This is a genomic window from Reticulibacter mediterranei (assembly GCF_016587455.1).
In genome coordinates, this window is sequence record NZ_BNJK01000002.1 from 1253952 (window position 1) to 1267746 (window position 13795).

Below are 13795 nucleotides of genomic sequence, written 5' to 3' on the forward strand. Positions count from 1 at the left end.
GTTGATAGCGTTTTACTCTCTTCTTTTTCGCCCGTTGATGTAAATGGCGTATAAAAAGAAGAAAGAAGAATTTTCCATGTATCAACCACCAGGCTATCCACCAGAGCGAAAGAAGCAAGGTCTCTTTATCCTCTTGCTCTTCCTGGTAGGTGTGCTATTTCTTGTGCTGTGGGCAAGCTCCCATCAACCACCTGCTACAAACTATACCTATACCGTCGTGACACCTGACGATAGCAATGAATCTTACTCAGGCGGCTCTGGTAGCTCCACCAACACGCTCTATGCTCGCCATACCCCGCTGCCAACAATGGCACCAACCGCAAAACTACACTATGGCGTCAATCATAACCCGTGGGGGTATGACTTTGACGCAACTGGCGGCCAGCTGCTCTATAGTCCTGTCCCTGGCTTCTGTGCCGGACAGTATTTTCAGTGTGTTGGCGACTTCTGGGAGCGCTCGAATGGCTATGTAGTCGAATGTCACAGCGGCTATTATAGTCATTCAGGTGGCGTGCAAGGAGCTTGTTCTCAGCATGGCGGCGTCTGGCGAGCATTGTATAGCCATTAAAACGAAAGACCGGAGTTACACAAGCTTTCCGCATCGAAACGTTCTTCGATGTATTGAATTTCACTGGTCATGTACAACGGATAGAGAAGCGAATAACGAATATATATTTTATCACAGATATATCAAACAAACGGTGTTATATCAAATATATTCGTTCGTTGCATGAATCAGATATCTCTCAATAGTTTATATGCTATGGGTTAAACAAGAAATGAAGGATGTACCAATATGTATCAACCACCACAAGGACAACAACCATCACCAGAGATGTATCAACCGCAATTTCAACAGGGCTATCCTCAGTCGCAACCAGGCTTCGCACCCCAGCAACAGCCATACACGCAGCCACATCCAGAATATCCACCTATGCCAGTTCCCGGCCAGCCTGCGCCGAATTATCCACCGCAACAGATGATGTATCCGCAACAACCTATGGCATCACCACAGTCAGGCTATCTTCCGCCACAGCAACCGATGATACAGCAGGCAGGCTATCCGCAGCAGATGATGTATCCACAACAGCAACAAATGCCAATGCAACCAATGATGGCGATGCTGCCACAACAAATTATGCAGAACAACATCAATGTCAATGTCCAGCAAAAAGGTCCAGGTTTTCTCATGCGAGCGTTCTATTTTCTGTTTGTTGGCTGGTGGCTCGGCTATATTTGGCTCTGCATCGGATTCGGCCTCTGTTCGCTCATTATCACGTTGCCTCTCGGACTCATGATGCTCAACCGCTTACCACAGGTGATGACGCTCAAGCAGTCTGGCACCTCGACCAGCGTAAACGTCAGCACTGTCGCAGTGCAACAGGCTGGCGGACCATCAGTGATGGTACAAAATGTCAATGTGAATGTCGGTGGCACGCAGCAGCAGAATATGTTGATACGAGCGCTGTATTTCATCTTTGTTGGCTGGTGGGCTGGCTACATCTGGGCCAACCTTGCCTACTTCTGCTGCCTGACGCTCATCCTGTTGCCTGTTGGCGTGATGATGTTTGATCGGTTGCCGATGGTCTTAACATTGCGCCGCAATTAACAGCGAAAGGACAGATGAAATACTGATAGTATAATGACCAGCCGCTTTCTCGCCTTCGAGGAGGCGGTTTTTGTGCTATACTGCTTGTGTTGTAGGAGATCAGGCACGCATTGAGCGGAATGCGCTACCCTGGTCTTTTTGTTGCCAGGTGGTCCAGCATCATATATCGTATGGCAATCTCAGACGGCTTATCAGCCAACCAACTCTTACGAATTCTTGTCAGGGCTGTCTTGAGCAGGGACTATTGCACTGTTTTCATCGACATGGGAAGGTGGTCCATTTTCTTGAGGAGAGGGAGCCGATGGGGCTTGCTCGTCGTTGCTTTGCGATGACTGAGGAGGTGTAGCTGCTGACTGGGATATATTGGTTGTAGGCTCTTCATCAATGATGGCACCTTTTGCTTTGCAGGCTTCTTTCTGCTTGTTGCTTAGCCCTCTGGCTCTGCGTAAACTGACACCTTCTAGTACTCAGTCAATGTGGCCTTGAGGAGTGAAAGAAAAAGGAGTATCTTTGAACAACTCATCAATAAAAGTTCAAGGAGACTCCCATGAAAAAGTATATCGTGAGATTGACGCAGGCACAACGCCAGTTCTTATCCGATCTGGTCCACGCCACTGTAGCCTCGACGCGCATGATAGGACGAGCGAGGATTTTGTTGAAAGCCGATCAAGGTGAGCAGGGTCCAGGATGGTATGACCAGCAGATTATTGACGCGTTGGAGGTGGGGCATGCGACAGTGGAACGGACAAGGAAGCAGTTTGTGGAAGGAGGGCTCCAAGCGGCTCTGCTCCAGCCACAAGCAAGCCCAGCACGTCGTCGCAAATTGGATGGGGAACAAGAGGCGCATCTGATTGCGGTGTGCTGTAGTCCAGCACCCTGCGGCCGAAAACGCTGGAGCCTGCGCTTGCTGGCCTCCCGGCTAGTTGAGCTAGAAATCGTCGAGCAAATCAGCCATGAAACCGTGCGAGCGGTGTTAAAAAAAATCAGTTAAAGCCTTGGCAGAAGAAACAGTGGAGTATTCCCACCCTCGCAGAGTGCGGAGTTTGTTGCTCACATGGAGGACATTCTCGAAGTGTACAAGCGCCCCTATGATCCCAAGTATCCTCAAATCTGCATAGATGAGGTCAATACCCAACTGCTCCGGCGAGAAACGAGAGCCAATTGAGCACAAGCCGAGAAAGGTACGACGAGAAGATTACGAATACTCCCGAGAAGGGGTTTGCAACGTGTTTCTCGCTGTCGAGCCGTTATCAGGCAACCGCTTCGCCCAGGTGAGAAGCCAGCGGACCAGGCAAGATTGGGCTTATTTCATGAAGGAGGTGCTCGATGTCCATTACCAACACGCAGAGAAAGTGGTGCTGGTTCTCGACAATCTCAATACCCATACGCGGCTTCCTTCTATGAGGTCTTTGCCCCATCGGAAGCCAGACGGCTCACGGAAAAGCTGGAGATCCATTACACGCCAAAGCACGGGAGTTGGTTAAATATGGCTGAGATCGAGTTGAGTGTCCTGGATCGCCAGGTGCTCGACCAGCGTTTGGGGTCATTGCAACAGGCGGCACAAGAGGTGTTGGTATGGCAAGAGCGACGCAACCAACAGCGGGCGAAAATTTCCTGGCGTTTTACTACCCAGGATGCACGCATCAAGCTCCTGCGCCTCTACCCCTCTTTGCACCATTGACTGAGTACTAGGGGACAGTCGATTCTATTGACGTAGATCCAAACATTCTTTGTGGTGGCAACAGATGCTTTTCACATGCTCAAGGTTCTCAAGAGTGCTACTCTGTTCTCTGGTGCTTAGTCCGCGCACCATCGTTTGAGCCAGGTCAGACATCTCCTCCCCGAAAGAGGACACGATAGGCAACATCCTCCAGGGACCAGACAATCTTTCACCTTAAAAATGAGGGGTTTTCTTCGTCTATATAGATAACAACTATAGTGATGTGTTTAATAGTAAGTGAGCAAAGAGATGTCAATAGTAAGCAGAGATCGAGAGATCATCAGTGTGCTTGCAAAAATAATAAACATTGATCCTATCACAGCTACTTTTTACAATGAAAATAAACTGCTTCATCTTGATCTTTCTGGCCTCAGTTTAACTTACGTGCCTGCGGAGCTAAGACAGCTCACTAACTTACAGGTTCTTGATCTGAGCAACAATCAGTTAAGCGAGGTGCCCGCGGAATTAGGGCGGCTCACCAACTTGCAGAGCCTTGCTCTGTACCACAATCAGTTAAGTGAGGTGCCTGCGGAGCTAGGACAACTTACCAACTTGCAGAGGCTTACTCTGTACCACAATCAGTTAAGTGAGGTGCCTGCGGAACTAGGACAGCTTACCAACTTGCAGACTCTTTATTTGAATGATAACCAGTTGAGCCAGGTGCCTGTGGAGCTAGGACAGCTTACCAGCTTACAAGAGCTTAATCTGAGCAACAATCCTTCCTTACTCACTCCACCACCTGAAATCGTTTCACAAAGAACCTCCGCGATACTGACATTTTTGCGAGAACTCCAGAAGAACAGTACCATGCGCTATGAGGCAAAACTCTTAATTGTTGGTGAAGGAGGTACTGGGAAATCGTCATTATTGCGCTCTCTCCATAACGAGGTCTTTGATCCTCATCTTGCTACTACGCATGGCATCGCTATTCAACCGTTATCTCTTTCTTCTGGGGCCTACAACATGACACTGCACGTGTGGGACTTTGGAGGACAGCATATTTATCACGCAACACATCAGTTCTTTCTTACTGAACGCTCGTTGTATCTTGTTGTTTGGAATGCTCGTTTAGGAGCAGAGCAAGGAAGGCTTGATTATTGGCTAGATACCATTAAAACACTCGCTCCAAATGCTCCCGTGCTGCTTGTTGCTACACATATTGACGAACGCCCACCCGATCTCAATTATCCATTGTATCAGAACACGTATCCTCAACTGGTAGGCAATCTCAGTATTAGTAATCAGAATGGTATAGGTATTGATGCGCTTAAAGAAGCACTCTCCTTAGTGGCGCTCAAGCTTCCTCTCATGGGACAGCCGTGGCCCCAACAATGGCTTGATGCAGAGAATGTTCTTTCCGCACACACAGAATCCTATATCGATGCCTTCACTTATGTGCATAATTGTGCCAATTGTGGCGTTGAGGAGAATATTGCCAATGGGACACTGGGGAACTATTTACACGATCTCGGAAAGATTCTTTATTTTCGCGATGAAGATTTGTTGAGCGATCTTGTTGTCTTGCAACCCGAATGGGTCACACAGGCCATTGCACAGGTGCTTGATAATGATGTCATTCGTCAGGCTAAAGGGATTCTGCGACATGCCGATCTTCCACACATCTGGAAACAAGACGCCAGTGGGCGACCTTATGAACGACGGCTGTACCCCATCTTGTTTCGCCTCATGGAACGCTTTGAATTGAGCTACCAACTTGATAGCGACCTGCCAGAAAAAAGTGCGACTTTAAGCCTAATCCCTCTTTTGCTTCCACATCAACCTCCTATTCCCCTACTCCCCTGGCCCAACATCCCACCCAAAGATCAGACCCAAGTTGAGATGGTCTATCGTCTCAACTTCGTTCCAGCTGGTATTATGAGTCGCTTCATTGTACGCACACACCGTTACAATACGAAAGACCTGCATTGGCGCGAGGGTGTGATCTTGGAGTATGAGGGACACCAAGCACGAGTAGAACTTAACCCAATGCAGCGTGAAATTAAACTGCTTGCTCAGGGTGTACTGCCACAAAACTTCTTTACAGTCCTCATGAACACCATGGATGAAATCTTGGCCCGTTTTAAAGGGTTGACGATCAGACGAGAAATCCCCTGCATCTGTCATTGGCAGCGAAAAGCAGACGATCCCTGCTCACGCAACTATCGATATGAAGATCTCATACGTCGCATGGAAGCACAGAAGTATACTATAGAGTGTCCTGATACGCTGGTCGATGTATCTGTACCCAAACTGTTATATGGTATTCATAGTAGCACCAACGATCAAATCATCGCTGAAATTCAGCAAAACCGACAGGAAATCAAACGGCAACAGACAGAACTGCATAAACTCGATATCCTCTTAGAAAAGCTGGACCAACAGTCTGAATTAATTGGACGCAATTTTACTCGTCAGTGGAACCTCATGATGGCCCAGGCAGAAATTGAATGCCCAAATACCTTTATGCTCCTTCCAAGTAACAATCGACCTTTTAATCCAAAAAACTGGGTAAGTCAGCAATATCAACTCTTCTTGATATGTCAACATCCTCATCAGCCACACCCAATAGAACATGCCTACTCTCTTCGACAAGCGGAAGAATGGTGGGTAAGCATACATCCCTGGCTCAAACATCTTGTCACGTTCCTCAAATTTGGGGTGCCTATGGCAGGAAAGGTATTAGGTGTCGCCCTCGATGAAGTTGATTTCAAAAAAATGCAAAACGCTCTGGGCCTTGTAGAGGAAATCACAAAAAACATTCCTCAAGCATCTTCTCTCGATTCAATGGATCGTAGCACCACTATTCCTGTATTGCGCAGGGAACAAGAGGTGACTGGGACTGCACTTCGCGCTCTGCATAGTTATCTCAAGAGTGTTGACCCAAACAGAATATGGGGAGGTCTTGAGCAAATGGTTACCCCTGACGGCCACATTTTGTGGCTCTGTGCGAAACATCGTCAGCAGTATGAAGCCAAACCTCTCTCCCTACAACCATAGTTTTCGCGTTTAACAACTGAAACGACGGATAAAGTTCATGAGCACTAAATAGCAGGAATCCGCATCCATTGGCTCTGGCTCCTGCTGAGCCTGCTTCCCTACCAGATTGAGCGTCAGAAGACATGAAATCTGTCCTCGTTGACCCTGTTGGCATTGTTCTGGCAGTTCACGTTCACCCGTCAGAACAAGCAGTATCACTGGAGCTTTTCTCTGCCCTGGATCGAGCATCTAGAACGGCTCCAGAACGTACGAAGCATCTTCACTGGAGCTGTGACGAAGATGATCCAAGAGGCGGTGAGCAAGCACTTTTCGCTGTTCACGTAACCTTGCCATTTGGAGGGAAGAGAGCTTCTTCCCTCCAGCCGCCTGCATGTTCTCACTCGTTTGCAGAAAGATGCTGAGCCTGGTTGGTCATGACATGATGGGGTTCGCGATCCGGGAGTTGAGCCTGCTTCAGATCTTTTCTGCTGGCTGATGGCACACCTCCTGTTTCCGAGAGAATGTCTCGCAATGCCTCAATGCGCTCCCTCACGCTATGCTCTTGCGCCTGATGCGGCTTTCTCTCTGTAAGCTCCTGCCTTTGCCAGCGCAAAACCCGTTTCCTCAAATAGCACCCGTGTCTGCTCGACCTCATTGCCTCTGTTGATGGCATCATGGGAGGGGTACAGCAGCAGACACCACACCAATGCTGAGTATTCGTCACTTCGTCCAATGTGTCATGGCGAAGGTTCTTCCTCCTGGGGGCCATCCTGCTGTTTTTGAGCAAGCAGGTGAAGCAAGGCTTCGACATCCCCATTGGCGTGCAGGTCGGCCAGGAGAATTATATAATTCTTGAGAAGCTTGTGGGTCTGAAGATGCTCTACTCCTAAAGACACTAGGCAAATCATGACTGCCCACTGCACGAAAGCTTCAGCCTCCTAGAAGCACCCCTGACTCTTATAGAGCCTCGCCAGATTGTTCAGATTCATTGCCGTGTGGGGATGAGGAGCTCCTAACTGCTCCTCATAGATGGCAAGTGCTCTCTGATTTCAAAAAAAGATTAAGAACACATTTCAAAGGGAAATAGAGGAGAAGCAGACAAAGTGTTTTCACTCCTTTTCTGTTACTCAATTGCTCAAATAGCGTTTAATATAAATACAGCACTATCTGTATAGAATGAAGCAAACATGGAAAGGGAACGTATTGTGAATGATACTCAGAGTCAAACAGAGTCACTCCTTGAGATTGTGAGAAGCATTGAAAAGCAGACGATCATGCTACCAGAGTTTCAACGAGATTTTCGTTGGGAACTCGATCAAACCTATGATCTTTTCGATTCATTAATTCGCGAAATATTTATAGGGACGCTAATTTATGGGAAGCCTTCATTTGGCATGACAGTTCGTGAACTGGATACTCGCCCTCGTAAGGGAAAGGGGAGTATGACAAAGTTACACACCTACAGCTACTCCGCTGATGAAATGAAAATAAAGGCACAAACGCAAAATTTTCGTATTGTCCTCGATGGACAGCAACGGATCACATCAATTTATCGCGCAATTGTGGGCTTTGATACCGTATACATCATGCTTCATGAAGCTCTAGTTGACCAGGATGTTGACACGATTCGACAGCTCTCATTAGAGGAAATGGTCCAACACGTTGCAGGGGAAGAAAGTTCTTCTGCCATTTCCGTCAAACTCTCAGATGCCTATGACACTGAAAAAACTTGCTCGAAGAAGATGACTTGAATACTCGATTTGGGAAAACGCTCTATGGGCAGAGAATGTCTCTCGAACTCGACGAGAACCAACAAAAGAAGGCCAGAATTCTCTATCGCCTGGCAATCAAGCGACTTATCGATCTCTATAAACAACAGAAGTTAATTGCTTTCTATCTTCTCGATATGGGTTTAAATAAATTTTGTACCTTTTTTGAGCGGAGTAATAGCAGAGGTATTCAGCTCAACTTCACGGATATCTTGGCTGCAAAGCTCTATGATGGCTTCAATCTCCGCAAGAAGATCGAAGAATTTGAGAGCCAAAGTCCTTTCAAATTGAACCGGGAAATTATTATTCGAGCCATTGCTTATATCGTTGGTACTCAACAACGCAGTTCTATTTCTATTGACAAGGAATTTATTCTGAGGCATCTTGAGGCGAAAGATTTTCAAACCTATTGGGATACGACATGTGAATGCTATACTCGGAGTCTTCGTTATCTGGCAGACCAACATTATATCCTCTCTCAAGCCTGGATGCCTTCCGAGAATATGATTATTCCCCTCATGATGTTTCTTCGACAGATCAAGCACTTTCACTCGATGAGTGAGAACCAACGAAAATTTCTTGAGTATTGGTATTGGACATCCATCTTCTCCAACCGTTATAGTACGTCTTCCAATGAGATCATTATTATCGATAGTGGAGCGCTTCACCAAGTTGCGAGCGGAGAGCGGATCACTGCACGGAATTACTTTATGCGTATGCGCCCACTCATAACCGAACCAAGCGATTTATTCAGTTATACCAAACGATCAAGTACCATTTATCGAGGTATTCTCAACCTCTTGGGATATGCGGCTCAAGGGCTAAAAGACTGGAAAAGCACGCATAAAATCACCGTCTCAATGGATTTGGAAGACCATCACATTTACCCACGTGCGTACATTGCAAGTAAGCCGAAAATGGTAGGCATGAATCAGAACGAGGCCGATCAACTGGTTGATTGCGTCGTAAACCGAACCCTTATTCCTAAGATCCTCAATATTCAAATGGGCAAGAAGGCCCCCGTAGAGTATATGTCTGAACTTCAGCAGAAAGTGAATTCTCAACTGGCTGAGTGTTTACCATCTCATCTTATTCCTGTCGATATGATTACTGATGAAACGTGGAATTCACACTTTAAGCTTTTTCTTGAAGAAAGAGCAGAAACCATTTTCGATGCGATCAAACACTATACGACTGATGTAGCGACAGAGATGATGGCTCGCTATGGAAGTCAATCGGAAACGAGTCAAGAGATCCCATCATCTACAAAACCTCGTTTGAGAGACTTGATAGCTGAAGGGAAGGTCGTCGTCGGTGAGCGCGTTTTCACACGCAAACGCCCGGATCGCTTTGCCACAATTGTCGATGGTGATACTGTAGAATTTGAGGGAAAACGATTGCCAATTAACACATGGGGTCAGCAAATGACAGGATGGTCCTCCATTAGCATTTATAATTCCATGTTTCTAGAGCGTACAGGACAACCTCTAAGAAATCTCCGGTAATCAATCAAAAAAGTATGAAAAGAAGTGGTTAGATGGTTGCTTCGTCTAGGAGTTCGACTTGCTCAAGAAACAAAGGGAACGTGTGACAACGAGAGAACATCATCTTGAGGAAGATGGCAAAGGTGCGTTCATCTCAGTGCAAGGACGTGCCAAATACTTCTTCATTTTAGAGCCACTTCTTCATACAAAACATCATGGCGAAGGCTCCTCCTGTTCGTGTTGAGCGAGCAGGTAAAGCAGGGCTTCGACATCTCCATTGGTGTGCAGGTCGGCCAGCAGGACCATGTAATTCTTGACAATCCGCTGAGTCAGAGGATGCTCCATCCCGAAAGAAGCTTGGCAAATCGTTAGTGCCCGCTGCAAAAGCGATTCTGCTTCCTGGTAGCGGCCCTGTTTCACATAGAGCGTCGCGAGATTGTTCAGACTCGTTGCTGTGTTGGGATGCGTAGCTCCCAACAGTGCTTCCAAGATGGCGAGTGCTCGCTGATACAGCGATTCTGCCTCCTGGTAGCGACTTTGCTCCACGTAGAGTCCTGCCAGGTTGTTCAGACTCGTCGCCGTATCAGGATGGAAGGCTCCCACCTGCTTCTCTCGAATGGCGAGTGCTCGCTGCATGAGTGGTTCTGCCTCCTGGTAGCGACCTTGCTCCACGTAGAGTCCTGCCAGGTTGTTCAGACTTGCCGCCGTATCAGGATGGAAGGCTCCCACTTGTTCCATAAAGATGGTGAGCGCTCGCTGCATGAGTGGTTCTGCCTCCTGGTAGCGGCCCTGACTCTTATAAAGAGCTGCCAGATTGTTCAGGCTGGTCGCTGTGGAGGGATGAGCGGCTCCCAACTGTTCCTCCCGAATAGCGAGCGCTCGCTGATACAGCGGTTCTGCCTCCTGGTAGTGGCCCTGGTGCCAATAGAGACCTGCCAAGCTGTTCAGGCTGGTCGCTGTGTGAGGATGAGCGGCTCCCAACTGTTCCTCTCGAATGGCGAGCGCTCGCTGCAAGAGCGGTTTTGCCTCCTGGTAGCGGCCCTGCATCTGATAGAGTTCTGCCAGATTGTTCAGACTCCTCGCCATGTGAGGATGGGAGGCTCCCAACTGTTCCTCTCGAATGGCGAGTGCTCGCTGATACAGTGATTCCGCCTCCTGGTAGCGGCTCTGCTTCCTATAGAGTTCTGCCAGATTGTTCAGACTCCTCGCCATGTGAGGATGGGAGGCTCCCACTTGTTCTTCTCGAATGGCAAGTGCTCGCTGCAAGAGCGGTTCTGCCTCCTGATAGCGGCCCTGCTCCACATAGAGACCTGCCAGGCTATCCAGACTTGTCGCTGTGGAGGGATGAGCAGCTCCCACTTGTTCTTCTCGAATGGCAAGTGCTCGCTGCAAGAGCGGTTCTGCCTCCTGATAGCGGCCCTGCTCCACATAGAGACCTGCCAGATTGTTCAGGGTGATGGCTGTCTGGGGATGAGCAGCTCCCACTTGTTCTTCTCGAATGGCGAGTGCTCGCTGCAAGAGCAGTTCTGCTTCCGCGTAGCGGCCTTGTTCTCTATAAAGCTCTGCTAGATTGTTCAGGCTGATCGCCGTGTCGGGATGTGTGGCTCCCATCTGATCCTTAAAGATGGCTAGCACTCGCCGAAAAAGTGGTTCCGCCTCGGCATAGCGCCCCTGGCGCCAATAGAGACCGGCCAGATTGTTCAGGCTGGTCGCCGTGTCGGGATGTGTGTTTCCCATCTGCTCCTCATCAATGGCAAGTGCCCGTTGCAAGAGCGGTTCTGCTTCCTTGTACAAGCCGCGTTCAGACAAATAGCCACCAGTATTGTTGAGCAATCGCGCTCCTTGAGAGGTCTGCTGGTTCATGGTACGCAACCACCCGGCGCACAGAAGGGCATGGGGAAGCAGGATCTCACAGAGCGACCACGTGCCATGCTCTCCGCTGGGAAACACGGCATTGACTACCTGCACCGCTCGTTGCATCCACAGCTCTCGCTCTTGCTCAGAAAGCACCTCTTGTATGACTTCCTGTACAAGCCGATGCAGCGACACCATCTGATCTCTCCGTTCAATCAACGAATAGCGATGCAGCCATCCCAGCGCCTCGTCTAGAGCGAGTGCATCTGGGGGGTTGTCGTTCTTCTGCAAAGAGAGCAAGGCATCCATCACCATCTGTTCAGGGATCTGATCGGGGGCGAGGAAAGCGCAGAAGCTCAGTGCTTGTGCGACCAATTCATGACGCTCGTGAAGCTGCTCCCAAGACAATTTGAACGTGAGGAAGACCGAGGGATGCTCAGTGGCTTCTCCACGACGCGCTAAGAGCTTGGACTGATAGCTCTCATAGAGGTCGAGATAGCGTTGCAAGTTACATCCTGTCTCGGCAATGTAGGCTCCAGCCTGATCGAGAGCAAGCGGCAATCGATCCAGCAGGTGACACAGGGTTCTGGCAAGCTTCACGTCGTCAGCGCTCGCCTCAATCACACGCGCGTCTCTGGCTATTCGTCCAGCCCGTCGCAACAGAAAGAGGGTAGCTGCTTCTTCGGAGAACAACGAAAGCATTTCACTCTGGGCCAGCGCTCCCACATCGCGCCGTCTCGTGGTCATGAGAACACTGCCATGATGTTTGCTGGGAACGAAGGTGGAAAGAATATCGTGAGGATCTTCAACATTATCGAAAATGAGCAACCAGCCAATATGGGTTTGAAGCCAGCGCTTCACCACCGCAATCTGCTTGTCAGCTTCTTGCTGCTCAGGGAGTCCGAGCACCTGCGTTGCGATCTGAAGCCAGGAGGCGGTGGTGGTCTCCAGGGAGTCGGCTGGCACCCAGAGCACGCTTGTATAGTCCTGTGTATACCGATGAGCATATTCGAGAGCAAGTTGGGTCTTGCCAATGCCGCCTAATCCGCTGATCGATTGGGTAATTGCAGTCGCTTTCTCCCCAGGAACCAATCGTTGGTGCAACGTCTCCAGAACGTCATCGCGTCCAACGAAGTAGGGATTGCGAGGATGAGGCACATGCCAGAGGGGAGAGAAAGATGGTGGAAAGATCGCTCGTGGCTCAGAGGCCGGAAAGGGAGCGGTTGAAGGTTTCACCCGTTGCTGTTTGACCCCTTCCAGGAGTCGGTCGCGTGCCTGCTGTTCCTCCAGATCTACCAGATCTATGAAGGCAAGAGATCCAAGCAACCCTGTAATCTCACAAGCATCAATACGCACGGGCAGCACCCGCCTCTCTTTGCCTGCTGGATCACGTCGGAAGGCCACTGCCCATTGTGCCACCATCTCATCAGAAGCCAGGGAAGCGGCAGACAACACCAGCAACGTACGTTCGGCATGCTTAGTGGCATCGTCCATGACCTTCACGATGTTTGATCCAGGGCGCACATCCCAGCCCTGAAAGTGAACGCGATAGCCCGCTTGCTCTAGTTGCCAGGCCATCCACTCGGCCCACGCCTGATCCTTGCCAGTGCTGTGATAGCTGATGAAGAAATCAACCCGTTCCTGCTCGTCCATGCTGGTGCTGCTCCTCAATTCACTCGGTTCCTGTTCAGAGCTCCGGGAAGAGAGAACCCGCTCCCCACCTCTCGGACCATCATCAATTGCGCATTGAAGAAGCCTGTTCGCTCTCTCTTCCAAACACGACAAGACCATCAATAGCGCTCCTGCGCATCTTAGCGGCGCTTCCTACGCTTGCGTGCAGATATCTGCCCTTGCACTTTGATCGTGCTGGTTGGCGTTACCTGAGCTGCGGTGGTCGGGTACAACGCACGATACTTGAGAGCCAATTGGAGGGCAGCATCGGCCTGAGTGAGATCGACTGCTTCGATCACCAGCGGTTTGCCATCGATCTCGACCGTGAGCTTGATGGGATGAGTCGCGCTGTCCTGTTGGCCGACGTGTTGGGTGTGGGCCTCTTTGGTGCGCTTGAGCAGCGGCACCAAGGAGGTACAAACCGTGAGCAGCCCACTGAGATCGGCAATGCCTTCTGCAATGGTCGCATGATTGGCTGCAATGAATGTGACCAGTTCGACCAGGAAACTTTCGATCCCTCGTTCTCCGGTATAGGGTGCAGGTCGCGTGGTGTAGCCTTCTGCTTGCGCCAAGTGAACCACCTCGTGTCCGATTGCACTCAGCAGAGCAGGATCGTGGTCATTCGGGTCTGTGACCAATTCTAATATGACTGTACATTTCTGTTCATCCTCTGACCGAGGGGATATCTGCGTCATGGACGGTTCTCCTCTCA

Annotated in this window: 14 protein-coding genes; 9 read left to right on the forward strand and 5 right to left on the reverse strand. The window is 49.5% G+C overall.

Annotated features, from left to right (window positions below; all coding sequences use genetic code 11):
- Positions 1–76: 76 nt before the first annotated feature.
- The 7 genes from K3T83_RS44025 to K3T83_RS44055 all read left to right on the forward strand — a co-directional run bounded on the left by K3T83_RS44025 (position 77) and on the right by K3T83_RS44055 (position 6326).
- Entirely contained in the window at positions 77–568 is a 492-nt protein-coding gene (locus K3T83_RS44025) for a DUF3761 domain-containing protein (RefSeq protein ID WP_220209495.1), read from the forward strand.
- 228 nt (positions 569–796) lie between these two features.
- Positions 797–1609 (forward strand): YccF domain-containing protein, encoded by an 813-nt coding sequence (locus K3T83_RS44030; RefSeq protein WP_220209496.1) that lies wholly within the window; start codon positions 797–799, stop codon positions 1607–1609.
- 70 nt (positions 1610–1679) lie between these two features.
- A complete protein-coding gene (locus K3T83_RS44035; protein ID WP_220209497.1) occupies positions 1680–1955 on the forward strand; it encodes a hypothetical protein in 276 nt (91 codons plus the stop codon).
- Between the two features lie 201 nt (positions 1956–2156).
- The gene (locus tag K3T83_RS44040; RefSeq protein ID WP_220209498.1) at positions 2157–2600 is read left to right on the forward strand and encodes a helix-turn-helix domain-containing protein; all 444 of its coding nucleotides are present in this window, start codon (positions 2157–2159) and stop codon (positions 2598–2600) included.
- Between the two features lie 127 nt (positions 2601–2727).
- Complete coding sequence (locus tag K3T83_RS58260; RefSeq protein WP_220209499.1) at positions 2728–3093, forward strand: transposase; 366 nt, start codon at positions 2728–2730, stop codon at positions 3091–3093.
- Positions 3054–3290: a hypothetical protein gene (locus tag K3T83_RS44050; RefSeq protein ID WP_373324745.1), complete on the forward strand. Its 237-nt coding sequence runs from the start codon at positions 3054–3056 to the stop codon at positions 3288–3290. The genes K3T83_RS58260 and K3T83_RS44050 overlap by 40 nt, the downstream gene beginning before the upstream one ends.
- Positions 3291–3578: 288 nt before the next feature.
- Positions 3579–6326, forward strand: a complete 2748-nt coding sequence (locus tag K3T83_RS44055; protein ID WP_220209500.1) for a COR domain-containing protein — start codon at positions 3579–3581, stop codon at positions 6324–6326.
- 9 nt (positions 6327–6335) lie between these two features.
- On the opposite strand, the gene K3T83_RS44060 is transcribed toward K3T83_RS44055, so the two are convergent.
- The 3 genes from K3T83_RS44060 to K3T83_RS44070 all read right to left on the reverse strand — a co-directional run bounded on the left by K3T83_RS44060 (position 6336) and on the right by K3T83_RS44070 (position 7213).
- The gene (locus tag K3T83_RS44060) at positions 6336–6554 is read right to left on the reverse strand and encodes a hypothetical protein (protein ID WP_220209501.1); all 219 of its coding nucleotides are present in this window, start codon (positions 6552–6554) and stop codon (positions 6336–6338) included.
- 148 nt (positions 6555–6702) lie between these two features.
- The gene (locus tag K3T83_RS44065; RefSeq protein WP_220209502.1) at positions 6703–6918 is read right to left on the reverse strand and encodes a hypothetical protein; all 216 of its coding nucleotides are present in this window, start codon (positions 6916–6918) and stop codon (positions 6703–6705) included.
- Positions 6919–7042: 124 nt separating this feature from the next.
- Complete coding sequence (locus tag K3T83_RS44070) at positions 7043–7213, reverse strand: hypothetical protein (RefSeq protein ID WP_220209270.1); 171 nt, start codon at positions 7211–7213, stop codon at positions 7043–7045.
- Between the two features lie 297 nt (positions 7214–7510).
- Between K3T83_RS44070 and K3T83_RS44075 the strand changes: the two genes are divergently transcribed.
- On the forward strand, positions 7511–8056 hold the full coding sequence (locus K3T83_RS44075) for a DUF262 domain-containing protein (RefSeq protein ID WP_220209503.1): 546 nt from the start codon (positions 7511–7513) through the stop codon (positions 8054–8056).
- The gene (locus K3T83_RS44080; protein WP_220209504.1) at positions 8053–9579 is read left to right on the forward strand and encodes a hypothetical protein; all 1527 of its coding nucleotides are present in this window, start codon (positions 8053–8055) and stop codon (positions 9577–9579) included. The genes K3T83_RS44075 and K3T83_RS44080 overlap by 4 nt, the downstream gene beginning before the upstream one ends.
- 192 nt (positions 9580–9771) lie before the next feature.
- Here the strand turns inward: K3T83_RS44080 and fxsT are convergent, their stop codons facing one another.
- On the reverse strand, positions 9772–13065 hold the full coding sequence (fxsT, locus tag K3T83_RS44085) for an FxSxx-COOH system tetratricopeptide repeat protein (RefSeq protein WP_220209505.1): 3294 nt from the start codon (positions 13063–13065) through the stop codon (positions 9772–9774).
- A gap of 158 nt (positions 13066–13223) precedes the next feature.
- Positions 13224–13778 carry a hypothetical protein gene (locus tag K3T83_RS44090; protein WP_220209506.1) on the reverse strand — a complete coding sequence of 185 codons (555 nt, stop codon included), beginning with the start codon at positions 13776–13778 and terminating at the stop codon, positions 13224–13226.
- Positions 13779–13795: the final 17 nt, after the last annotated feature.